The 21,106-nt window shown below is 46.1% G+C and carries 22 protein-coding genes; 12 read left to right on the top strand and 10 right to left on the bottom strand.

What is annotated here, in order from left to right:
• Nucleotides 1–95 precede the first annotated feature (95 nt).
• From L3V31_RS01420 to L3V31_RS01385, 8 genes are read right to left on the bottom strand one after another with little or no spacing between them, the layout of a single operon-like run.
• Nucleotides 96–908 (bottom strand): diguanylate phosphodiesterase, encoded by an 813-nt coding sequence (locus tag L3V31_RS01420; RefSeq protein WP_237314085.1) that lies wholly within the window; start codon nucleotides 906–908, stop codon nucleotides 96–98.
• Nucleotides 901–2,991: a flagellar biosynthesis protein FlhA gene (flhA, locus tag L3V31_RS01415; protein ID WP_237314084.1), complete on the bottom strand. Its 2,091-nt coding sequence runs from the start codon at nucleotides 2,989–2,991 to the stop codon at nucleotides 901–903. Before flhA ends, L3V31_RS01420 begins: the two co-directional genes overlap by 8 nt.
• 31 nt (nucleotides 2,992–3,022) lie before the next feature.
• Complete coding sequence (flhB, locus tag L3V31_RS01410) at nucleotides 3,023–4,150, bottom strand: flagellar biosynthesis protein FlhB (RefSeq protein ID WP_237314082.1); 1,128 nt, start codon at nucleotides 4,148–4,150, stop codon at nucleotides 3,023–3,025.
• Nucleotides 4,147–4,923 (bottom strand): flagellar biosynthetic protein FliR, encoded by a 777-nt coding sequence (fliR, locus tag L3V31_RS01405; protein WP_237314080.1) that lies wholly within the window; start codon nucleotides 4,921–4,923, stop codon nucleotides 4,147–4,149. The genes flhB and fliR overlap by 4 nt, the downstream gene beginning before the upstream one ends.
• A complete protein-coding gene (gene fliQ / locus L3V31_RS01400; RefSeq protein ID WP_237314078.1) occupies nucleotides 4,923–5,192 on the bottom strand; it encodes a flagellar biosynthesis protein FliQ in 270 nt (89 codons plus the stop codon). Before fliQ ends, fliR begins: the two co-directional genes overlap by 1 nt.
• Nucleotides 5,193–5,203: 11 nt before the next feature.
• Complete coding sequence (fliP, locus tag L3V31_RS01395) at nucleotides 5,204–5,962, bottom strand: flagellar type III secretion system pore protein FliP (protein ID WP_237314076.1); 759 nt, start codon at nucleotides 5,960–5,962, stop codon at nucleotides 5,204–5,206.
• Between the two features lie 13 nt (nucleotides 5,963–5,975).
• Entirely contained in the window at nucleotides 5,976–6,344 is a 369-nt protein-coding gene (gene fliN / locus L3V31_RS01390; protein ID WP_237314074.1) for a flagellar motor switch protein FliN, read from the bottom strand.
• Nucleotides 6,341–7,141, bottom strand: coding sequence for a flagellar motor switch protein FliM (locus L3V31_RS01385; RefSeq protein ID WP_237314072.1), 801 nt, complete (start codon nucleotides 7,139–7,141; stop codon nucleotides 6,341–6,343). Before L3V31_RS01385 ends, fliN begins: the two co-directional genes overlap by 4 nt.
• Nucleotides 7,142–7,611: 470 nt before the next feature.
• On the opposite strand from L3V31_RS01385, the gene L3V31_RS01380 reads away from it, so the two are divergent.
• The 8 genes from L3V31_RS01380 to L3V31_RS01345 are packed head-to-tail and all read left to right on the top strand — an operon-like array spanning nucleotide 7,612 to nucleotide 15,469.
• Nucleotides 7,612–8,409, top strand: coding sequence for an OmpA family protein (locus tag L3V31_RS01380; protein ID WP_237314070.1), 798 nt, complete (start codon nucleotides 7,612–7,614; stop codon nucleotides 8,407–8,409).
• A gap of 54 nt (nucleotides 8,410–8,463) precedes the next feature.
• On the top strand, nucleotides 8,464–9,795 hold the full coding sequence (locus L3V31_RS01375; protein ID WP_237314068.1) for a sigma-54 dependent transcriptional regulator: 1,332 nt from the start codon (nucleotides 8,464–8,466) through the stop codon (nucleotides 9,793–9,795).
• Between the two features lie 13 nt (nucleotides 9,796–9,808).
• Nucleotides 9,809–10,165, top strand: coding sequence for a flagellar hook-basal body complex protein FliE (gene fliE / locus L3V31_RS01370; protein ID WP_237314066.1), 357 nt, complete (start codon nucleotides 9,809–9,811; stop codon nucleotides 10,163–10,165).
• 3 nt (nucleotides 10,166–10,168) lie between these two features.
• Nucleotides 10,169–11,923, top strand: coding sequence for a flagellar basal-body MS-ring/collar protein FliF (gene fliF / locus L3V31_RS01365; protein WP_237314064.1), 1,755 nt, complete (start codon nucleotides 10,169–10,171; stop codon nucleotides 11,921–11,923).
• A complete protein-coding gene (locus L3V31_RS01360; RefSeq protein ID WP_237314062.1) occupies nucleotides 11,883–12,905 on the top strand; it encodes a flagellar motor switch protein FliG in 1,023 nt (340 codons plus the stop codon). Before fliF ends, L3V31_RS01360 begins: the two co-directional genes overlap by 41 nt.
• Nucleotides 12,906–12,908: 3 nt before the next feature.
• Nucleotides 12,909–13,661 (top strand): flagellar assembly protein FliH, encoded by a 753-nt coding sequence (gene fliH, locus L3V31_RS01355; protein ID WP_237314060.1) that lies wholly within the window; start codon nucleotides 12,909–12,911, stop codon nucleotides 13,659–13,661.
• Complete coding sequence (gene fliI, locus L3V31_RS01350) at nucleotides 13,654–14,994, top strand: flagellar protein export ATPase FliI (RefSeq protein ID WP_275949710.1); 1,341 nt, start codon at nucleotides 13,654–13,656, stop codon at nucleotides 14,992–14,994. Before fliH ends, fliI begins: the two co-directional genes overlap by 8 nt.
• Nucleotides 14,995–15,028: 34 nt before the next feature.
• Nucleotides 15,029–15,469, top strand: coding sequence for a flagellar export protein FliJ (locus tag L3V31_RS01345; RefSeq protein ID WP_237314058.1), 441 nt, complete (start codon nucleotides 15,029–15,031; stop codon nucleotides 15,467–15,469).
• 94 nt (nucleotides 15,470–15,563) lie between these two features.
• Here L3V31_RS01345 and L3V31_RS01340 read toward each other — a convergent pair whose 3' ends face one another.
• Entirely contained in the window at nucleotides 15,564–16,493 is a 930-nt protein-coding gene (locus tag L3V31_RS01340) for a LysR family transcriptional regulator (protein WP_237314056.1), read from the bottom strand.
• A gap of 348 nt (nucleotides 16,494–16,841) precedes the next feature.
• Here L3V31_RS01340 and L3V31_RS01335 point away from each other — a divergent pair, with 348 nt between their 5' ends.
• The 4 genes from L3V31_RS01335 (at nucleotide 16,842) to L3V31_RS01320 (ending at nucleotide 20,514) form a co-directional block, all read left to right on the top strand.
• Nucleotides 16,842–17,525 carry a spondin domain-containing protein gene (locus tag L3V31_RS01335; RefSeq protein WP_237314054.1) on the top strand — a complete coding sequence of 228 codons (684 nt, stop codon included), beginning with the start codon at nucleotides 16,842–16,844 and terminating at the stop codon, nucleotides 17,523–17,525.
• 9 nt (nucleotides 17,526–17,534) lie between these two features.
• Nucleotides 17,535–18,230: a spondin domain-containing protein gene (locus L3V31_RS01330; protein WP_237314052.1), complete on the top strand. Its 696-nt coding sequence runs from the start codon at nucleotides 17,535–17,537 to the stop codon at nucleotides 18,228–18,230.
• Between the two features lie 148 nt (nucleotides 18,231–18,378).
• Entirely contained in the window at nucleotides 18,379–19,116 is a 738-nt protein-coding gene (locus L3V31_RS01325; RefSeq protein ID WP_237314050.1) for a response regulator transcription factor, read from the top strand.
• 24 nt (nucleotides 19,117–19,140) lie between these two features.
• Nucleotides 19,141–20,514 (top strand): HAMP domain-containing sensor histidine kinase, encoded by a 1,374-nt coding sequence (locus L3V31_RS01320; protein WP_237314049.1) that lies wholly within the window; start codon nucleotides 19,141–19,143, stop codon nucleotides 20,512–20,514.
• A gap of 32 nt (nucleotides 20,515–20,546) precedes the next feature.
• On the opposite strand, the gene sodC is transcribed toward L3V31_RS01320, so the two are convergent.
• A complete protein-coding gene (gene sodC / locus L3V31_RS01315; protein ID WP_237314046.1) occupies nucleotides 20,547–21,068 on the bottom strand; it encodes a superoxide dismutase [Cu-Zn] SodC in 522 nt (173 codons plus the stop codon).
• Nucleotides 21,069–21,106 lie beyond the last annotated feature (38 nt).

The raw sequence follows: 21,106 nt of genomic DNA, 5'->3' as shown, positions 1-21,106 counted from the left end.
CCGAGACTTTTTTCGTCAGTGGTTGGCGCCAAGTTTTTAGCATCTAAATAGAGGGAAAAAAAGGGGGGATTGAGTGCTATCTGGCTGACGGTGTATCATTGCCAAGAGTCGTTGTCAGAACCAAAGCCTTTAAAAGAGAGTGGTGTCGGAATATCACTAAAGTAGCCAAAGTAATAATTGGCACCCAGCAGTTTGTACTGGCTGAGCTCTTTCTGACACGCAACACGGCTGGCGACCCACTGGATATGGTTTTTCCTGAGAAATCGAACAATAGGTAAGAACGCCATGCGCGATTCTTTATCTTCCAGGGTAATGGCAAGTTTTAGTACATCTGGTTTAAGCGGTTGAATTTGGTCTAAGTACGAACATGGTGCAACAGCTTCGAACCACAAGGCGAGTGCAAACTGCCTCACCTGTTCAATGAGGTTTTGTCCAGCGGGAGTAAAACTCGAGCTTTCGTTTAGTTGAATCGAAGGGATAACATGGGAGAACTCTCTCTTATGGCATTGCAGTACTTGCTCAAAAAATTCTTTCCCCGGTTGCCAAATCAGTGCATCCAGCTTTAAAGGCACCACCACATTGCTGATAAAATCCGGATGGAACGTTTCCATCTGAAATCGGGTCTGGCGCAGCGCGAGATACAGGCTGTAGAGGTCGAGACAGTAGGCAATCTTTTCCGACAGCGCGAACTGATAGACACTTTGTTCGCCTCCTCCGCCAAAGCGCAGTGTTAAGTGTTGAAACTCGATTTCTCCTGAACGGGTTTCACGAATAGCCTGACAGGCGTGCCGAATGTCATTATGTCTGAATGCATCGTGAACCAATTTGTCGTCATCTGTCTCTAAGTGTGTTTCCATAAGCTTATCGAGATAACGGTATATTGCCTGATATGATTTGAGACTAGCCAAGGTTTCCTACCACGTTTATTTGTTTATTTTCTGGAATTTCATTGTACGACAAGACCGCCAATCCTTGAGAGAAGGTCCGCGCATAGCGAGCGATCAATGGGCGCAATTGTGGCATAACTAATAGGATTGGCGCCATTCCTTGTTGCTTTAATTGTTGTTTAATCAGTGGTAGGTTCTGCTGAAACTGCGCTAGTATATTGGGCTCTATAGGGAAACTATCCAGCATGATTTTTCCGCTAGCCTGAGCCTGCTGCAGGGATGTCATTAGCATTTGTTCCAGTTCATCTGATAGGGCGTAAACGTTCAATTCATTTTTCTGCCCTGCAACGAGATTAATTAAGGTACGTCGAAGCGAGTAACGTATGTCTGCCGCCAGCAAAATCGGATCTTTGGTGTTTTCTGAAGACTCTAACATCGAGTTGGCGATGGTTCGAATGTCCTGGAGCGGCACCTGATCTAACAACAGTTGTCGATAAACTTTGAGTTGCTGTGCTGGGTTGAGAGCGGCACTAAGCGCTTCGGCCAGTTTTGGCGCTTGCTGGGTCAGGCGCTGGGTTATCGCATCCACATCGTCATGATTGAACAGTTCCGCCAGATTGGTCTTAATGACCTTACTGATATGCGTTGCAATCACCGTTGCGTCATCAACAACCTGGTAGCCCATATTCAGTGCTTTGGCTTTGTTAGTGTGTTCAATCCAAACCGCAGGAAGTTGGTATGCCGGATCATGACCCAAGATACCATCTATTTCTCCGTAGGTTTCGCCAACCGCTATCGCCATCAAACGGTCAGGTTCAATAAAGCCTTGCTCAATGACTTCACCGTTAAGGGCAATCGTGTACTGGTTCGGTTTGAGGCTGAGGTTATCGCGGATTCGGACTTCCGGTAACAGAAAACCCACCTGTTCAGAGAGGTTGCGTCGAACGCCACGAATGCGTTTTGCTAAAGGGGCTCCCTGATCTTTGTTAACCAGATGAACCAAACGGTATCCCAACGCCAGTGACAGGGTGTGAACATGAGGAATATCATCCCAACTCAGCGGAGTCTCTTCCTGTTGCATAGCCTGAGAAATGACTTCGACTTGTTCGAGCTGTGTGTCGACAGCTGGATTTTTGTACTGACGCCAGCCAGCAAAACCTAATGCTGCGGCAAAGGCAAAGAAGGCGAGGTGAGGCATACCCGGCACCATGCCTATCATCAGCATGATTGCAGCGACAGTAAACAGCGTGGCAGGGGTTGCTAACAGCTGTTTTTGCAAGGTTTCCGACATGCCGTTGTCGCTGTCATTGATACGTGTAACGATGATCGCGGCAGAGGTAGCAAGCAGGAGTGATGGGATCTGCGCGACCAAACCGTCACCAATAGTCAGTAGCGCATAAACTTTGAATGCTTCTGACGCTGGAAGACCGTGTTCAAATACCCCGATGCTGATACCGCCGATAATGTTGATAAACAGAATCATAAGGCCCGCAATGGCATCACCGCGGACGAACTTTGATGCACCGTCCATAGAACCGTGGAAATCGGCTTCATTGGCCACTTCGCGGCGACGCAGACGAGCGGTTTCCTGATCGATCAAACCTGCATTGAGATCGGCATCAATCGCCATCTGCTTACCTGGTAACGCATCCAGAGTAAATCGGGCGGATACTTCTGATATACGTTCGCCGCCTTTGGTGATGACGACAAAGTTGATGATCATCAAAATCACAAAAACTACCATACCAACAACGTAGTTCCCGCCGATGACGACTTCACCAAAGGCCTGAATTACCTTACCTGCGGCATCACCACCATTGTGACCCTCTAGTAGTACGACACGGGTCGAGGCGACGTTCAGAGTCAGACGCAGCAGAGTTGCAATCAGCAGAATTGTCGGAAATATAGAAAAGTCCAACGGTCGTCTTGCTGTCGTGCTGACCAGCAAAACCAATATGGCCAGTACAATGTTGAAGGTAAACAGAGCATCCAGCAGTAACGGAGGCAACGGTAGAATGACCATTGCTAATACCATTAGCAGAACTATCGGTATGCCGACATAGCCTTTGCTGGAAATCTGGAGTTGTTTTAACCGGTTAAGCATGGGTTTTTATCCTAACAATGAATTCTTATGATTAATGCTGCAAATGTTGAGGGATCGTAAAGTGAGGCAGCGGCATCGGTTTTTCGCCCTGTTGGGTGCGGAATGTTTTTAGCTGCATCACGTAAGTCAGAATATGTGCCACCGCGATATAGAGCTGACTGGGAACTGCTTGCTCAATAGCAGTGGTGTGATAAATAGAACGTGTTAATGGTGGAGAATTAATGATCTCCACATTGTTCTCTCTGGCGATGCGTTGAATATGCATGGCGGTTTCATCCACGCCTTTCGCAACGACAAACGGGGCATCTGAAAGCGATGGGTCATATTTAATCGCGACCGCGTAGTGTGTCGGGTTGGTGATCACCACATCAGCGGTTGGCACCATTTTGTCGATTTTACGCCGGGCAAATTGCTGTTGGATCTGGCGAATGCGCTGTTTTACTTCCGGACGACCTTCGTTATTTTTGTACTCTTCTTTGAGTTCTTGCTTGGTCATTTTGAGTTCTTTCAGGTGTTCCCAGCGCTGATAGGGGATATCGATTAAGCCAAACAGCAGAAGTATCCCTCCCATAATTAACAGACCATTAAACAGGATCATCATAATCGTTTTTACGCCTTGACCCAGAGGTAGATGGAGGAGATTAAGCAAAGGCTGCAGATTACTGCTTAGGTACCAATACAAAACGGCAAATATGACCGCGACTTTTAAGGAGGATTTAATCAGTTCAACCAACGAGCGAGTAGAGAACATTCTCTTTACTCCTGAAATTGGGTTGAGCTTGCTCAGTTTAGGTTGAGCATTAGGCAGATGAAGCATCCATCCGCCAAGAACCATGCTACTTGCCACCGAGGCAAGCATAATGATGACGAACATAGGCGTCAGCATCGTGATTATCAGACCTAGGCTGTGACCCAGTTGTTCGACTAATTGCTGAGGGTTCGCTAAGTCCGCTTTCGTCAGTTCCATGTTGTAGCGAAAGACGCCCGAAATATTATCCCAGATGGAAGTGAACTGGCTGTATAAATAGGTAATCACGGCCAGAAATATAACCGCAGTAGTGAATTCTTTGGCGCGGGGAATCTGACCATCCTGACGTGCCTTTTTAATTTTCTGCGGTGAGGCTTTTTCGGTTTTATCCTGAGATGACGATGTGCTCATGCCTGCCCCAAAAGATATTTACTCAGAAAACCCAATGTATCGTGCACCAGAGCAGTGTATCGGGTTGGTACGCCAGAAATGGAAATAAGTACCGCAATGAGGCCGAGTAGCATGGTCATAGGAAAGCCTAATGCATACACGTTAAGTGACGGTGCTGCGCGGTTCATCACGCCAAAACTGATGTTTGCTAGCAGCATCGCTACAATTGCTGGTAACGCTAAAGCTAGAGATGAAGCGAACATCCAACCAAATACGCTGATAATACCGTCCAGTGAGATAGCGCTGATTCCAGAGCCCACTGGCCACACTTCAAAACTTTGGATAACAATATCAATGATCAGCAGGTGCCCTTCGAGAGCGAGAAATAGCAATGTACTGAATAGGAGAAATATCCGCCCCAGAATAGCGACCGACATGCCGTTTACCGGATCATTCATCATTGCCATACCTAAACCCATTTGTAGGGAAACGATCTGCCCAAGCATGGTGAAAATGGTGAATAGCATATGCATAATCAGGCCGAAAAAGAGCCCCCATATGGCTTGTTCAAATGCGAGCAACAAAGACGTTAAGGAAAATAAATCGACGGCAGGCATGGCTGGCATTAGTGGCGCTGTAATAACGACAATTGATAATGCAAAAAGGGTGCGAATCCATATCGGAATTAACGCATCGCCAAAAAATGGCATAGAGATGAATACCGCACTCACTCGAAAAAATGGCCACCAAAACTGCCCCAAGATGCGAGAGATGTCAGCAAATGTTATTTCCATCAGCCAATCATTCCCGGTATGTTGTGGAACAGGTAGTCGAACAAATCCATGATGGTTCTGAGCATCCAGTGGCCAGCGAAAATCACCATTAACAGAGTGACCAGCAGACGAGGCAAGAAGCTGAGTGTCTGCTCGTTAATTTGTGTGGCGGCCTGAAAAACTGCGATGATCAGCCCGGTGATAAGACCTGGCACGACCAGCACCGCGACGATGGTGATTATCATCCAAACTGCGTTGGAAAACAGGGTTACAACTAATTCTGGAGTCATGGATTCACCCGTTACCCGAAGCTTGCGGCGAGCGTTCCAACGGTCATCGCCCATCCATCGACAAGAACAAACACAACCAGCTTAAAGGGCAGTGAAACGATAAGTGGCGAAAGCATCATCATACCCATGGCCATCAATACACTGGCTACGACCAGATCGATAATGAGAAAGGGGATAAATAGCATAAAGCCTATCTGGAATGCGGTTTTCAGCTCACTAATCACAAAAGCCGGCAAAACAACGGCGAAAGAGATATCCTCCAGTTTTGTGTCCAATGGCTCATTAGCGATGCGAAGCATCTGTTCTAAAGAACTTTGTTGAGTTTGCGTAAGCATGAAGTTGCGCACAGGTTTCTCTGCAATAGACAGAGCCTGCATCAGCGTGACTTCTCCTTGGTCGTAAGGCATGAAGGCGTTGTCATACACATCTGTCCAGACCGGACGCATGATCAATAATGAGAGTGCTAATGCAATACCAACTAATACGCGATTGGGAGGGCTTTGCTGTAAACCAAGAGCCTGACGCAGAATCGCGAGAACAATGATAATTCGGGTAAAACTGGTCGCCATCAAAATAAAAGCAGGAAGGAAGCTTAACGCTGTCATCAGAAGCAGGATTTGCAGCTTAACACTATATTCCTGCTGAGAATCGCCATCACTGACAGATAAAATCGTTAGCCCATTGTCGGCAGCCATGGATGGCAGGGCAAAAAGCAGAATCACAACACCAAGCAGAGGAAGCCATAGCTGATGGTACAGAGGTTTCTTCATCCTATGAACAGCCTTATTTCACAGCATTCGTTAGCGTGGTATCCAGCACATCCGTCAGACGCAAGCCGTATTTGTCATTAACAATCACGACTTCTGCATGGCCCATTAAGGCACCGTTCACTTTGACATCCAGAGGTTCACCGTTAAGTTTATCCAACTCGATAACGCTGCCTTCACCGGCTTTCATCAGGTCAGCAAGTGTGATTTCCTTGCTGGCGACTTCCAGCGTTACGGTAACCGGAATGTTCTTAAAAAAGCTGAGGTCACGCTCCGCTTCAGCTGGTGTGAACTTTGGCGTATTGTCGTTTATGCCTTCCAGCTGGAAATCATCAAAATTCAGTTCTTCGCTATCAAAGGCGTTGTTTTCTAGTGAATCACTCATCGCAAGGACTCCTTGTCTTGGTTAATAATCAAAACTAATTGGCCATCTTTCTCGGCTACGTGTCCTGTAAACAGGTGCTCCTGGCCTATACTCACCGGGATATCAGAAAGCAATTCAATGGGTAAAATATCGTCAGGTTTCAGAGAGAGTAATTCGCTCAACGGAAGAGTCTTCTTACTAAGCAGAGCATTGAGTTTCACTGGTGTGGACTCTAACGAGTGGCAAAATGGCTCATACAGCGCTTGGTTAGATTTGAGCCCTAGCTGATCGGTCAAAACAGAGATCAACGCCTCATTCAGTTTGATGTGGATAAAACCACTAGAATCAGCAAAGTTCACTTTTATGGTCGCGTACAGTCCTAACCCCTGTGATGGCTCAAACTCTGATAAGGTCCACATTTCCTTAGGAGCCAGCCAGTGAATGATGAGCTTGCCTATTTTTTCCTGTAGGCGAAGGTCGCTATTGCTAAGGTTGGTCGTCTTGCGTTCGATCTTAGAACCAAAAAAGCGATCAGAGAGCCGGAGCAGAGTCGCATGGTCGATGTGTACATAAAGAAGCCCGCCGCCGTGATGACTAAACGTGCAGGTATGAGGTTTCGCCATTTTATTCGGCGCAAGTGTGTGGAGAGAGACCTTATTTATAGAGGTCTCTACTTTTTCAGTTTTTAGCCAAGTTTGTAGTTCATACGTTAACACGTTGCATGAGTCTGATAACATACTTTCCAGTTTTTCACGGATAATATGAATTGGCTTACCCAACCATTCTATGTTTAATGGTTGAAATTCATGAATAGACATTTTAATTCAGTGTTTGCTTTTATTTGTTTAATGGAATTGGATACGAAACCTCCAATTAGGTCGAAATGAGTTTACAGCCATGACAACAGAGTGTCTATATGGTTATTTATATTTAATATTAATTGTTGGAATGCTTATTAAATTAATGAAATTTAATAATCGATTATTGTTTCCTTTATTACTATAATTGTGCTTAGTATTGTGTTGCTCAAGAATTGAGTAAAGGTTCGCCTCTAATAACTCCAAAGTTGCATATGGGAGCTTAAATCATCTCTCTATAGAGTATGATCTTAAGCTTTTGTATTGGTTGATTTGTTGTGACATTAATAGGGCCGTGTAAATTAGAAAGTGCTTTATTGCTGATAAGGTACTTGTTTCTTATTTGACTTTTGAATATGAGTAAATGTTTTCTGTGGCTTACTTTTTTCTTGGGTTGCTCTATTGGAAAGGCTTTTGCAATAGAAATCCCTATGGATTTAGTTCGCTGGACATATAGTGGTAATCGTTTGGAATGTAAGTTGGAATATTATATTCCGCAGCATGGGAAGTTTTACTTCCGCTCAAATAAAAAGAACGAACTTTTATTTAATATAGAATTAAAGGAATATTCAAAAAATTGGAATAAAGGATTTTTATTTAGTCAGCCTACTCCTTGGGCTTATGAATCAGAACAGGTATTAATCTCTGATAGTGTTGTCATCGATGATAAAAAGGTATCTTTTCGTCATAATGTTGAAATATTACTTGATGCGACAGCAATGGGGAGTTGGTTAAAAATTATGTTAAGCGGAAGTGATATTTCCGCTTCACTTGAATATACCGTTCCAACAGTTCGCTACCAGGCGAGTCTGTCTAAATTTAAACAGTGTAAAGAAACATTACCTGAGATTTCTTTTTCTAAAGCGCGCGATGCTTTCATCTATTTTGAATCGGGGCAACGAATACTGACCGCCGCTCAACGCAAGCATATACGCGCTCTACATAGTTATCTGGCTGCAGATTCGCATATAACTAAAGTTCTGATTGATGGGTATACAGATAGTAGTGGTACTTCAGTTTCTAATCTGAAGCTTTCCAGGCAGCGAGCAGACCTGGTTGCCACTGAGCTGAAAAAACTAGGTGTTAGTGAGAAGCAAATAGAGGTTAGAGCCCATGGCTCTCGCTACCCAATAAAAAGTAATACGACAAAAGCAGGCAGAGCGAAAAACAGACGTGTCACGATTAGGTTAGTCCGTGACAACGAAAAAGTGATGCCCGCAAAAAAATAAAATAATAACTGGTACCACGATGTGTAGTACCGACAAATATGATTAAGGTTGTCTATGTCAAGGATGGAAATTTTGTTGGTTGAGCCCAACGAACATTGTGCCCAACTTGTAATGAATGTATTGGAAAAGTCTGATTATAAAGTCAGACACTCACGCACAGGGCGTGCGGCACTGATTGATGAACGGGTAGACGTTACGTTAGTCAGTTCCAATCTGCCCGATATGTGTGTGCGGGAGTTTGTTGCCAGTCATCAGAAACAGAGTAAAAGTGGTTTTGTTATTGCGATTGTTGAACAAGATCAGGGCGTTTTAGCTGCAGAAACAATGAAAGCGGGAGCAACAGATTATCTGCTGCGTCCGTTCGAAGCGAATCAGTTAAAGAGTGTGTTGCGTCGGGTTGAAGCCTTAGGTAAGCCGATAGCGAACATCGTTGCAGAATCTTGGCGCAGTAAACAGGTTCTTCAGTTAGCTCATCGCGCAGCTTGTACAAGTGCAAGCGTTTTAATTACGGGTGAATCAGGTACTGGTAAAGAAGTCCTTGCTCGTTATGTACACGAGCACTCTTCAAGAGCTGAAGGTCCATTTATCGCGGTTAATTGTGCTGCAATACCTGAATCTATGCTTGAGGCGGTTCTTTTCGGTCATGTGAAGGGGGCCTTTACTGGCGCTACGGGTTCTCAAAGCGGTAAGTTTGAGGAAGCGAATGGTGGAACCATTTTACTTGACGAGATTGGTGAAATGTCTCCTGAGGTCCAGGCTAAGTTATTGCGCATTCTGCAGGAGCGAGTCGTCGAGCGTGTAGGAAGTCATAAAACAATTCAACTCGATATTCGTGTTATTGCATCAACCAATAAAGATCTACGTGAAGAAGTGCAGAAAGGGACATTTCGCGAGGATCTTTATTATCGTCTTGATGTTCTGCCACTTCACTGGCCAGCATTGCGCGAACGTAAAGAAGACATTCTGCCGATCAGTCAGTTTTTCATTAAAAAGTATCAGGACGGCAGTCATTGTCACCTGTCTCAGGACGCTATGGTTGCGCTTAGCCAATATCACTGGCCGGGAAATATCCGCGAGCTAGAAAACGTTATACAGCGAGCTTTGGTCATGCGACATGGTGACTACATCACCGCTCACGATCTTATGCTGCCAGTTAAGTTGATCGGCGCTGTACCAGATGAAATGCCGGCCAATAAGCTTGGACATGTAGAAGTGAAGAAGCAGGCTGAGTTCCAATATATTTTGGACAAGTTACGCGAGTTTGGTGGTAATCGTACTAAAACGGCAAACGCTCTAGGGGTATCTACCCGCGCATTACGCTACAAACTAGCGGCAATGAGAGAGTACGGTATAGATCTGCAGTCGGTGCTTGGATCGGCAGCATAGAGGAGATGACATTATGGAAAGTCAACCGCTCAACAATTTAATGACTGCTGAACAACTGATGTTGTCGAAAATGGAAACCATGCGTGCCCATGCGACACCAGAGTTTGTTGTTTCGGCTAATCCGCTTGATGGACAAAAGGTTACTCAACCTATGTCCTTCTCTAACGCAATGACGAATGTGTTGGACGTAGTGAATAAGCATCAGTCAGTGGCGAGTGAGAAAATGACGGCTGTTGAAACTGGCCAGAGTGATGACTTGGTTGGTGCAATGATAGCAAGTCAGAAAGCCAGTCTCTCGTTCAATGCGCTTATGCAGGTACGCAATAAAGTGGTCGCTTCGTTTGAAGATGTTATGAAAATGCCGGTGTAATTCATGTCTGATATATCTACCAATGTTATGAGCAATCTGGCCGTGAAATCTGATCCACGTAACGGGTCAGTTTCCCCGAAAGAGCCGGGAGAGTTTACAGATAAAGTAAAGCAACTCTGGGCGAGCAGTCAGCGTAATTTAGTCTTGTCAGCAGTACTGGCGGCAATTGTAGCTGCCATCATTGTGGTGGCTTTGTGGAGTGCTTCGCAAAGCTATCGTCCTCTATACAGTAAGCAGGAACGCTTCGATACCAGCGAAATTGTGTCGGTACTGGAATCCGATGGCATCAGTTATCGTCTGCAGGAGCAGAGTGGTCAGGTCTTAGTTCCGGAAGGGGAAGTGGCGCGGATTCGTATGTTGCTCGCCGCAAAGGGCGTAAAAGCGAAACTACCAAGCGGCTTTGACTCTCTTCAGGAAGACAGCTCATTGGGTACCAGTCAGTTCATGGAAACGGCGCGTTATCGTCATGGGCTGGAAGGTGAGTTAGTGCGCACTATCATGTCGCTAAACGCAGTTTCAAATGCGCGAGTGCACCTTGCTATTCCAGCTAAGACTCTGTTTGTGCGTCAAAATGCCGAGGCACCGTCGGCATCTATCATGCTAGAGCTAAAGCCTGGAGAAGATTTAAAGCCGGAGCAGGTTGAAGCAGTGATCAATCTGGTTGTTGGTAGTGTGACAGCAATGAAACCGGAATTTGTCTCTGTGGTTGATCAATATGGTCGTCTGTTGAGTGCTGACGTCGGTTCTTCTGAATCGGGTAAAGTAAACGCTAAGTATCTGGACTACCAGAAAAATGTAGAGAAGCAGATCATTCAGCGTGCTGCGGATATGTTGACCCCGATTGTCGGCCCGAGCAACTTCCGAGTTCAGGTTGCTGCCGATATGGATTTCAGCCGAGTTGAAGAAACTCAGGAAATTCTGGATAACAATCCGGTCGTTCGTAAAGAGCATACCATTCATAACAACTCCATTGATAACATCGCGCTAGGCGTACCAGGTACGTTAAGCAACTTGCCGCCAGTGGACGGAGAAGCTGAGACCGGAGATAGCCAAAACACCAATGCTCGTGCAGAAGTAAATCGTCAATACGCGGTTGGCAGCAGTGTTCGTCGTACACAGCATCAACAAGGTCAGATCGAAAAAATCAGTGTTTCTATTCTATTAAATGATGCCGCTGCGCCTAATGGTACGAACTGGTTACCGGGTGAGAAAGAACAGATCTCAACCATGATCTCGGACGCGGTTGGTATCACTGCTGAGCGAGGCGATAGATTGAGCATGATGAGCTTCAACTTTATGCCATTGAGTATTGAAGCTCCGCCAACGATCCCTTGGTGGCAGGACCCTACCATTCAGCAGCCTCTGCGTTATGTGATTGGCGGTATGTTGGGGTTGGCGATGATTTTCTTTGTCTTGCGTCCATTAATCATGCATGTGACCGGTGCTGATATGGCCTCACGTGAAGTAGAGCCTACTGAAGAGCAAGATGATCACCTATATGACAATATGCAGACCCGTGAGGAACGTGAACGGGAAGAGATGATCAACCGTCGCTTAATGGAGAAGGGCATCACCGCTTCTACTGGCCTTGATGTGAGCAACGATATGTTGCCGCCGCCGGGGTCACCTCTGGAAATTCAACTTAAACACCTGCAGCTTATCGCGAATGAAGAGCCAGAGCGAGTTGCCGAAGTATTGAAACAATGGGTAAACGTCAATGAATACAGAACAGCTAGCGCAGCCGCAAGCAACGCTTAATAATGTTGAACAAACGGCACTTGTGTTACTTGGTATGGGTGAAGATGCCGCAGCGAAAGTACTGCGTCATTTCAGCCGTGACGAGACTCAAAGAGTGACGAAAGCCATGGCGCGTCTGAGCGGAATAAAAAGTGACAGCGCTTACAGTGTTATTCAAAGTTTCTTTGAAGACTTCCGTCAGCACAGTGGTATTCGCGGGGCGTCTAAAGAGTATTTGTCAAATACCTTGCGTAAAGCGCTCGGTAACGATCTGGCGAAAGGACTACTGAATAATATTTACGGCGATGAAATCCAAAATAATATGCAACGCCTGCAGTGGGTGGATTCTGAAATATTGGCGCGATTCATCGCGAGTGAGCATCCGGAAATGCAGGCAATCTTTCTGGCGTATTTACCAGCAGAAAGCTCTTCTTTAGTGCTTAAATACTTACCAGAAGATTGTCATGACGAACTGCTATACCGCATAGCATCTCTACAAGATATTGACCACCAGATCGTCAGTGATCTCAATGACCTCATCGAACGTTGCATTGAGCAGGTGTCGATAGCTCAGGGGGCACCACTCTCAGGCGTGAAGCAGGTGGCAAATATCATTAACCGATTCGAGGGCGACCGAGGTTCACTCATTGAAATGCTTAAACTGCACGATGAAGAAATGGTTGGTAGGGTTGAACAAAACATGTTTGATTTCATGGTTTTGGCGCGTCAGCGAGAAGACACGATGGACAAGCTGGTGCAGTTAATACCGGTCGACCTGTGGAGTGTGGCTTTGAAAGGCGCGGAAATTACGATTCAGCAGGCTATAAAAGCTTCCATGCCACAGCGTATGGCTAAAGCGCTTGAAGATGACATGCAAGTTCGTGGAGCCGTCCCTATCAGTCGCGTGGAAAGTGCGCGTCAAGAAATTATGCAAATGGTTCGCGAGCTGCATGATTCCGGTGAAATTGAGTTGTTGCTCTATGAAGAGCCAACCGTGGAGTAAACTATGTCGGCTACAAAATCGAATTTACTCAAGGTGCCTGCGTCTGGGTATCGTGTTCATCGATTTCCTCCTCTGGCTCAGCCTGTTCGCAAAGAGAGCGAAATGCATGCGGACGATTCCTGGCAGGATGCGCAAGTCGATCTACAACAGCAGTTAGAAGCAGGCTTCCAGCAAGGAATCGATCAAGGGCATCAGGAAGGGTTTCGTCAGGGACTAGAGCAAGGTAAGCAGCAGGGAGTCATGGAAGGCCAGAAAGAAGGGTTCCAAAAGGGCTTTGTTTCTGGGGAGCAGTCAGGCAAGCAGTCATTTATTGAGGCGGCCCAGCCCGTCCATCAGCTCTATCAGGCGCTTTCAAATTGGCAAGATGAGCGTGAACAGCAGCAGCGACACATCATTTGTGAACTGGTGCAAAAAGTAGCTCAGCAGGTGATTCGAGCTGAACTGACGCTCAGGCCACAGCAAATTCTGTCTCTGGTTGACGAAATACTCGAGGCAATGCCTGGTAAGTCAGAAAAAGTCGTCGTGCACCTTAATCCGCAGGATCTGGAACGTATAACCCAAGTTAATTCTGATTTACCGAAAGAATGGAAGCTTATCGCTAATCCAGAGCTGTCAGCCGGAGGTTGCCACGTGGTAACGGAAGAAGCCGAAGCGGATGCCAGTTGTGATTCTCGCCTAGAAGTGTGTATGGATAATGTGAAAGAACACCTTCTGGATGAAGTGACACCTTTTAGAGCTGAAAGTGTTGATGAATAGCGCATTTGAGAATGACATGCTGTCAGAGCGGATGAATGGCGCGTTAGCATCGCTCGACGCCATTCCGGTTGCCCGAGTGACTGGGCGCTTAGTAAAAGTCAGCGGCTTTATGCTTCAAGCTGTCGGATGCAAGTTCAAGATTGAGCAACGCTGTTTAGTGGAAACAGCCGAGGGAGAAATGATAGAAGCTCAGGTGGTCGGTTTTGATCATTCGGTTGCCTATCTGATTCCTATTAGCCGCTTAGGTGGCCTGTTTGCCGGAGCGAAAGTGATACCGTTGGATGGTGATAGTACTATCCAGCTAAGTGAACATTGGCTGGGACGTGTTGTTAACGGATTGGGCGAACCACTGGATGATGGACCTCAACTCCAGGTTGGTGAGCGTGTTTCACTGCATCCTAAGCCGATAAATCCACTTAAGCGTCGTCCGGTTGATACGCCTTTGGATGTGGGAGTTCGTGCGATAAACGGACTGCTTACTATCGGCAAAGGACAGCGTATCGGACTGATGGCGGGCAGTGGTGTAGGTAAAAGTGTTCTGATGGGGATGATCACTCAGAATACTGAAGCCGATGTGATCGTTGTGGGTCTGATAGGCGAGCGGGGGCGGGAAGTCAGAGAGTTTGTTGAACGTAACCTGACGCCTGAAACACGCCATAAAGCTATTATCATTGCTGCTCCTGCAGATGAGTCGCCTTTAATGCGATTGAGAGCGACACTGCTTTGTCACCGAGTTGCGGAATACTTTCGTGATAAAGGAAATGATGTTCTGCTGCTTATGGACTCATTAACTCGTTACGCTATGGCACAAAGAGAGATCGCGCTTTCATTAGGCGAACCACCGGTCTCCAGGGGGTATCCACCTTCCGTTTTCAATATCTTACCTCAGCTTTTAGAACGTTCAGGAAATGGCGAAAACCATGACGGCAGTCTGACCGCTATCTACACCGTTCTTGCCGCTGGTGATGACCAGCAAGACCCGGTTGTCGATTCAGCACGTGCTATTCTTGATGGGCATGTTGTTTTGAGTAGGAAGTTGGCTGAACAAGGCCATTACCCTGCTATAGATATTAACGCCTCAGTAAGCCGTTGCATGACGGCATGTACACAATCCTCGCATCTAATGATTGCGCAGAATTTCCGTCAGATGTACTCAAACTATCTGCAGGTGAAAGATCTTTTGCCACTTGGTGGATATCAACCCGGACAAGATCCTGAGCTCGATCGTGCTGTTGCCTTATACCCTCAGCTTAAAACATACCTTCAGCAATCTGCTGATACGGCGGTGGATTATAAGTTGAGTCTGACTGAACTGGCGCAGCTGTTTCAATAACATAATTTCTATAACCCTATAGTGGATAAAGGCAATGGAAGCAAAGTTACGTGCTGTCGGACAGTTTCAGAAGATACAAGAAAAAAATCGTGATCTTATGTCTCAACAATTAGAGTCTATGCGTCAGCAACATACACTGACAAAGAGCAAGTTGGAGCAACTTACCCAGCTGAGAAGTCTTACAGGAAGTTCGGTTCGTAATGCTCCAAGCCTGAACAGTGAAGCTTTGATGAACTTAAATCGCGTCGACCAGATGTTACAAAAAATTATTGTCCATCAAGAGAATGAACAGGCGGTTATGCAGGCTCAGTGCACATCGCTACAGAGACAGATTGAGTACAAGCAGATGAAAGTAAAGGGATTAGAGAAAGTGCTTGAAAACTGGCATTCAGAGCAGAGATATCAGAAGCAGAAGCTTGAAGAACATGCAATAGAAGAAATAGTGAATAGCCGTTGTCAGACAAAGTTATTCTGATCTGGATGATATTAATCCTGTCCCTACGAGAAGCGCTCACACGATAGCGCTAGGCACTAAAAAGAGCAACCTGAGCCCGAGCAAACCTAGCGACTTAAATTCGGCTAGGTTCTTTAGATACCAAATGATCGTTAACAAAATCGATAAATACCCGCAAGCGCGCAGGCATGTATTTGGTTTGGGGGTACTGCATAGCAATAGCACCATGGTAGTTACTTTTGATCATCCAATCAGAAAGCACTTCGACCACATCTCCACGCTCCAGCGCCTCTTTAATCACAAAGTCGTGAAATATTCCGATACCTAACCCCGCTTTAACGCCATTTAAACGCATTTGTGAGTGGTTAACGGCATAACGACCACTGACGGCAATCGAGTGAAAGGCTTCTTCTTTAAAGAAGGACCAAATGTTGTCTTTGTCATTTTCTGCAAGGTAAATACAGTCGTGTTTCTCCAACTGAGTAGGATGTTCTGGCATGCCGTGACCTGCCAGATAGTCTGGTGATGCGCAAAGCACAAGGTTGGTCTTACTGATTTCTTTCAATACCAGATTCTCATCGGGTTTATCGGTCAGCTTAAAGGCCACATCGATACCTTCACGGAACAAGTCAATTTCACCATCAGCCGCTCGAAGTTTGAGCTGAATCTCTGGATAACGCTGTAAAAAAGGCAGCACAAAAGGCTGAAGAACCGAGTTCAAAAACGCTTCTGGCGCTGCAACCGTTAGTGCACCAGTTGGTTCTGTATGATCTTCAGCGGACAGTTCCACCGCTTGTTGGGCGGCATTGACCATAGCGATGCTCTGGTCATAGACCTTCTGGCCTGCTTGAGTGATGAGCAGCTTACGTGTGGTACGTTCAAATAACTTCACGGAAAGCGCATGTTCTAATCGTGTGATCAATTTACTCAAGGCTGAAGGGGTGACCCCAAGCTTTTTAGCGGCGGCGGTAAAACTGCCTTCGTTCACCACCAGGATAAATGAGGCGAGATCCGGAAGTAGGGCGATAAGTTTTGGATTAACCATATGTTTCGGTTCTGTGCTGCGTGATGCTGGTATTTTCTGGTAGGACAGGGATTGGTTCAAGTGTGTCAGTCCCGCTTTCACGATATTTTTGTCAGAAAGACATTTTTAGACAGCGTTATTCAGTGAAAAGAGCGCTATCAGCAGACTAGAAAAGCACCATTTCTTCGTGTCAGGATCAAAACCAGAAGTTGTGAGAATTTTGTGAGAGTTTGATGAAATTGTCGATAGATCTACTTGCCATGCTTAGAGACAAGAACGGAAGACGTTCGATAGTAATCTTACCCAGGCAGTCAGAAGACGATGTGTTCACTGGCTTGGGTATCACTCTTATTAAAGGATGGACTCACAATGAAAAAACGTACCCAACTTGGTCTCGCTATGGCTTCTGTTGCTCTGACGTTTGGTGCTGCATCGGTGAGCGCGGCAGAATTAGAAATTACCGTCACCAATGCTACCAAAGGCATCTATTTTACGCCGCTCATCGTGGCTGCACATGGCTCCGATCTGCATATGTTCAAAGTGGGAGAAACCGCGACGTCTGAGTTAGAAGCGATGGCTGAACAAGGTGACATTTCAGGTTTATCAAGCGTGATTGGTAACGCTGGGGGCACTGTAGTAGAAAATCCCGCCAGTGGCTTCCTTAATCCGGGCAGTGCGACCGTGTTTACCTTCGACAGTGGTGATCACGATTACCTTTCTCTCAGTGCAATGCTGTTGCCAACCAATGATGGGTTTGTTGGTTTAGACAGTTGGAAAATCCCTACTACCGCGGGCACTTATAAAGCAACATTGAACAGTTACGATGCAGGTACCGAAGCCAATGACGAGTTAGTGGCAAGCATCCCCAACCCACCTTTTATTACTTTCGGAAGCGGAGGGGCGGGTGTTGAAGCTGCGGTCTCAAATGACAAAGTTCATGTACATCCCGGGAATTTGGGTGACAGTGACTCGCTTGGTGGTCTCAGTGACCTAGACAGTAGCAGTCACCGTTGGTTAAACCCCGTTGCTACCATCACCATCGTAGTGAAGTAAGGGGGACGTATGAAATACAAAATCTTACTCGTGGCGGCACCAGTCGCTTTACTTGCCGGTTGTCTTCATGATGATGACAACGACAAAGTGACGTCATTCCAATATACGGTAAATGTGGCGAACCTAACCGCAAATCAGCCTATGTCTCCACTGGCGGTACTTACTCATAACAGTGATTTCCGTTTGTTTGAAGTTGGTAAAAGCGCATCGGTTGCCTTAGAGCACTTAGCTGAAGGTGGTAGTAATGCCGAGTTGATAGCGATAGTGAACAGCGACAGCAATGTCTATCAGGGGGTATCGGGGAATGGCTTAGTACTTCCCGGTGCTTCTGACGAGGTGACAATTACGCTTAATCCAGACCACTATGGTTTCTTGTCGGTGGCCTCTATGTTGGTAAACACCAACGATGCCTTTGTCGGAGAGACAGGCTTGCCAATTAAATCGCTCGCTGTTGGTGAAAGTTACGAAATGAACATGAACGTGTGGGATTCCGGAACCGAGCTTAATGATGAACTTGCTGAGACGATTCCAGGCCCTGCTGGTGGAGGTGAAGGCTTCAATGCAGAGCGGAACGATAACGCTGATATGGTTGCTTTTCATGCGGGCATTATTAGCCGCGATGATGGACTGACGAATTCTACCTTGTCTGCAAATCATCGATTTCTAAACCCTAGTGCGAAGGTGACGATCACGCGGATAGAATAAAAGCAAATTCCGGCGGTTTCTTCATTCGCTAGGCTTTATTCATTTTCGCCGCCGGAGCCTTTTTCTGAAAGAAAGATTGCTTTGATCCGGTCCTGTGCAGAATGAGACTTCTCATCGGTAGGGAAAGTCATTCGCAGGGGAAAGGATCATGGTGCAGCAAACTTTTAACCCAGCAATCAATATGGCAGCGAACATTTTGTTGATAGAAGACGATAACGATTTAGCCGAGCTAGTTCAAATGCACCTTAAGTTTCAAGGGCATCATGTCACGCGAGTCGTTAGCATCGAAAAGGGGACAACTGAGTACCAGCGACAGGCTTTTGATCTGGTGATCCTCGATAGGGGATTACCAGATGGTGATGGCTTAGATTTTTGCCATTACTTGCGTCAGCAGCAAGATTGGACACCAGTTCTGGTGTTGACCGCGAGAGACAGTGAAATGGACAAAGTCGATGGGTTAGAGGCAGATGTTGACGACTACATAACGAAACCGTTTAGTGTACTGGAGTTTCAAGCTCGAGTGAGGAATGTATTGCGCCGCGTTAACCAAACGACGGACAACAAGACCAAAGAGACAGAAGACGCTTTGAATTTTGGCGCGTTAAAGATTGTTCCGGAATTGCATCAGGTTTCACTCAACAATAAAGATGTTTCGCTAACCGCTACTGAGTTCTCGTTGTTACAGTTCCTTGCGATGCATCCCGGCAGGGTCTATAGCAAAGATGAACTGCTTGATCATGTTTGGAATACTCATCACGCCGGATATCACCATACGGTTTGTAGCACCATTAATCGCTTACGCTCTAAGTTGATGCTCTCGGATTCCGAGCATCACTTTATCCAAACAGTTTGGGGCGTGGGTTACAAATTTCAGTCGCATCAATAAGCCAGTTACCTAGGAGGCAGTTGGATGAGCTTTAAATCTCGTTTAATGGTGTTTACCACGGTCTGGTTTTGTTTGGCTGCGGCTGCCATTGCACTCACTTATAACTGGCACAAAGAGACCATCGAACTTCGCACTCAGCAGAGTTTACACAAAGAATTGGCCAGCCATATGCGCGATGATAATCCGTTGATGATAGGGACAGATTACAACCCGAAAGCGCTAAAATCGATATTCCATACTTTAATGTTGATTGGACCTGACTTCGAAATCTATTTTCTTGATAGTCAGGGGAATATCACCACACATGCCGCTCCGGATGGAACCGAACTGTTGGAGTCTGTGGACCTTGGTCCTATCAAGCAGTTTTTACGCGGTGACCCTTTGCCGATTTTAGGCGACGATCCGCGAAGTAGTGATGAACATAAAGTGTTTTCCGTCGCGTCGATTGAAGAGTTTGGCTCAACGATAGGTTATCTTTATGTGGTGATCGGCAGTTCCCGTCACACCGCAATTGCCAATGCACAAGTCGATACGCCTTACCTCGCACTCGCTGGGCTGGTGTTACTCTCCATATTAGGCTTTGCTTTCGGTGCTTATGTGTTGGTGAAGCGCAGTCTTCTTAATCCTATAGAGCGCGTGACCGATCAAATGCAACAGCAGGCGGAACATGATTTTCGTCTACATCCAAAGTTTACTCATCAGGTTCCAGAGTTAATACCCGTTGCTCACTCTTATCAGCTGATGGCGAAGCACATTCAGCAGCAATTCTTACACCTCGAATATCAATCTTCTCACCGTCGTCAAAGCCTTGTGCAGTTGAGTCACGATTTAAAGACACCGCTTTCAAGCGTATTGGGATATTTAGAAACGTGGCGATTACAACATCCTGCATCAGATCCTCTTATTGATGTGGCTTTTCGAAATGGAGAAAAACTTTCCAGACAACTGCATGCGTTGCTCGAAGAGGCAAAAAAAGAAGCCTCGCTACCGAGCTACGAATATCTTCCCGTCGATCTGGCTGAGCTGGTGACAGAGTGTGCTGAAACGATGCAAAGTCAATTTCAGCATAAGGAAGTGACGCTGAGTATAGAGATAGAAGATCAAATACAGACAATTGGTGATAAAGGGTTGCTGGAAAGGGTGCTACTTAACTTGTTAGAAAATGCGTTACGCCATAGTCCGTCAAGGTCGACCGTCGTTTGTCAAATACATCTCAGTGATGACAGAGCAAGTGCCCACTTTACGCTTTCCAATCACATTGAACCAGAGTCCCATCAAGGCGCATTAGGTATTGGAACTAAAATTGTACAGTCCATTTTAATGTTGCATCACAGTTACTTAGAAACGGATATAACGGCGTCTCGATTTACCCAACGATTCACACTTCCCGCGGTATGAGAGAAGTGTGAATCAGCAAAGCGTTTGACTCTTTAGTCGATCACACCACAAACAATGCGTGCACCACCACCGCCTAATTTGGCGGGTTGGTCGGAGTGATTATCTCCTCCTGCATGGATCATCAGAGCTCTGCCTTTTAAGTCAGATAATTTTAGTCGTGGTGCTAAAACGGGCACAACGGCATTGCCTTCCATATCCGCATACAAGGCAGGAAGATCGCCAAGGTGGTTATCTTCTGTCCACGGATACCCATGTTTACCGGTATTTTTTGGATCATAATGGCCGCCAGCCGCGCCACCTAGGACTGTTTTTCCATCTTTTTCTGCACTTTCGCAAGATGGATTAACATGTACATGAAAGCCATGTAGCCCCGCCGGTATGCTGGATAATTGAGGGGCAAATACAACACCATATTGAGTTTCTGATAGTTCCACGGTTCCAACGCTCTTATTGTTGTTGAGGTCGGTCATGGATATCGATTGTGCTATAGCTGCAGGGGCAATCACTCCCATCAATGTCGCGATTGCCGAAATGCTCAGTGATCCTTTTAACATGGTTTTTCCTTCCATATCTATGTTCGGATGGTCGTAAG

Source organism: Vibrio sp. J1-1 (assembly GCF_021728395.1).
GTDB lineage: Bacteria > Pseudomonadota > Gammaproteobacteria > Enterobacterales > Vibrionaceae > Vibrio.
The sequence above is the reverse complement of the archived record's forward strand: the minus strand, read 5'-3'. Positions and strand labels throughout refer to the sequence as shown.

Bases quoted from the DNA above. Each gene is read 5' to 3' on its own strand.
- L3V31_RS01340 (WP_237314056.1), bottom strand. From the start codon at position 16,493: ATGGTTAATCCAAAACTTATCGCCCTACTTCCGGATCTCGCCTCATTT.
- fliF (WP_237314064.1), top strand. From the start codon at position 10,169: ATGTCTGATATATCTACCAATGTTATGAGCAATCTGGCCGTGAAATCT.
- fliH (WP_237314060.1), top strand. From the start codon at position 12,909: ATGTCGGCTACAAAATCGAATTTACTCAAGGTGCCTGCGTCTGGGTAT.
- L3V31_RS01375 (WP_237314068.1), top strand. From the start codon at position 8,464: ATGTCAAGGATGGAAATTTTGTTGGTTGAGCCCAACGAACATTGTGCC.
- L3V31_RS01345 (WP_237314058.1), top strand. From the start codon at position 15,029: ATGGAAGCAAAGTTACGTGCTGTCGGACAGTTTCAGAAGATACAAGAA.
- L3V31_RS01360 (WP_237314062.1), top strand. From the start codon at position 11,883: ATGAATACAGAACAGCTAGCGCAGCCGCAAGCAACGCTTAATAATGTT.
- L3V31_RS01335 (WP_237314054.1), top strand. From the start codon at position 16,842: ATGAAAAAACGTACCCAACTTGGTCTCGCTATGGCTTCTGTTGCTCTG.
- flhB (WP_237314082.1), bottom strand. From the start codon at position 4,150: ATGAGCACATCGTCATCTCAGGATAAAACCGAAAAAGCCTCACCGCAG.
- L3V31_RS01320 (WP_237314049.1), top strand. From the start codon at position 19,141: ATGAGCTTTAAATCTCGTTTAATGGTGTTTACCACGGTCTGGTTTTGT.
- L3V31_RS01380 (WP_237314070.1), top strand. From the start codon at position 7,612: ATGGATTTAGTTCGCTGGACATATAGTGGTAATCGTTTGGAATGTAAG.
- L3V31_RS01385 (WP_237314072.1), bottom strand. From the start codon at position 7,141: ATGTCTATTCATGAATTTCAACCATTAAACATAGAATGGTTGGGTAAG.
- fliP (WP_237314076.1), bottom strand. From the start codon at position 5,962: ATGAAGAAACCTCTGTACCATCAGCTATGGCTTCCTCTGCTTGGTGTT.
- flhA (WP_237314084.1), bottom strand. From the start codon at position 2,991: ATGCTTAACCGGTTAAAACAACTCCAGATTTCCAGCAAAGGCTATGTC.
- fliI (WP_275949710.1), top strand. From the start codon at position 13,654: ATGAATAGCGCATTTGAGAATGACATGCTGTCAGAGCGGATGAATGGC.
- L3V31_RS01330 (WP_237314052.1), top strand. From the start codon at position 17,535: ATGAAATACAAAATCTTACTCGTGGCGGCACCAGTCGCTTTACTTGCC.
- fliN (WP_237314074.1), bottom strand. From the start codon at position 6,344: ATGAGTGATTCACTAGAAAACAACGCCTTTGATAGCGAAGAACTGAAT.
- fliE (WP_237314066.1), top strand. From the start codon at position 9,809: ATGGAAAGTCAACCGCTCAACAATTTAATGACTGCTGAACAACTGATG.
- sodC (WP_237314046.1), bottom strand. From the start codon at position 21,068: ATGTTAAAAGGATCACTGAGCATTTCGGCAATCGCGACATTGATGGGA.
- L3V31_RS01325 (WP_237314050.1), top strand. From the start codon at position 18,379: ATGGTGCAGCAAACTTTTAACCCAGCAATCAATATGGCAGCGAACATT.
- fliR (WP_237314080.1), bottom strand. From the start codon at position 4,923: ATGGAAATAACATTTGCTGACATCTCTCGCATCTTGGGGCAGTTTTGG.
- fliQ (WP_237314078.1), bottom strand. From the start codon at position 5,192: ATGACTCCAGAATTAGTTGTAACCCTGTTTTCCAACGCAGTTTGGATG.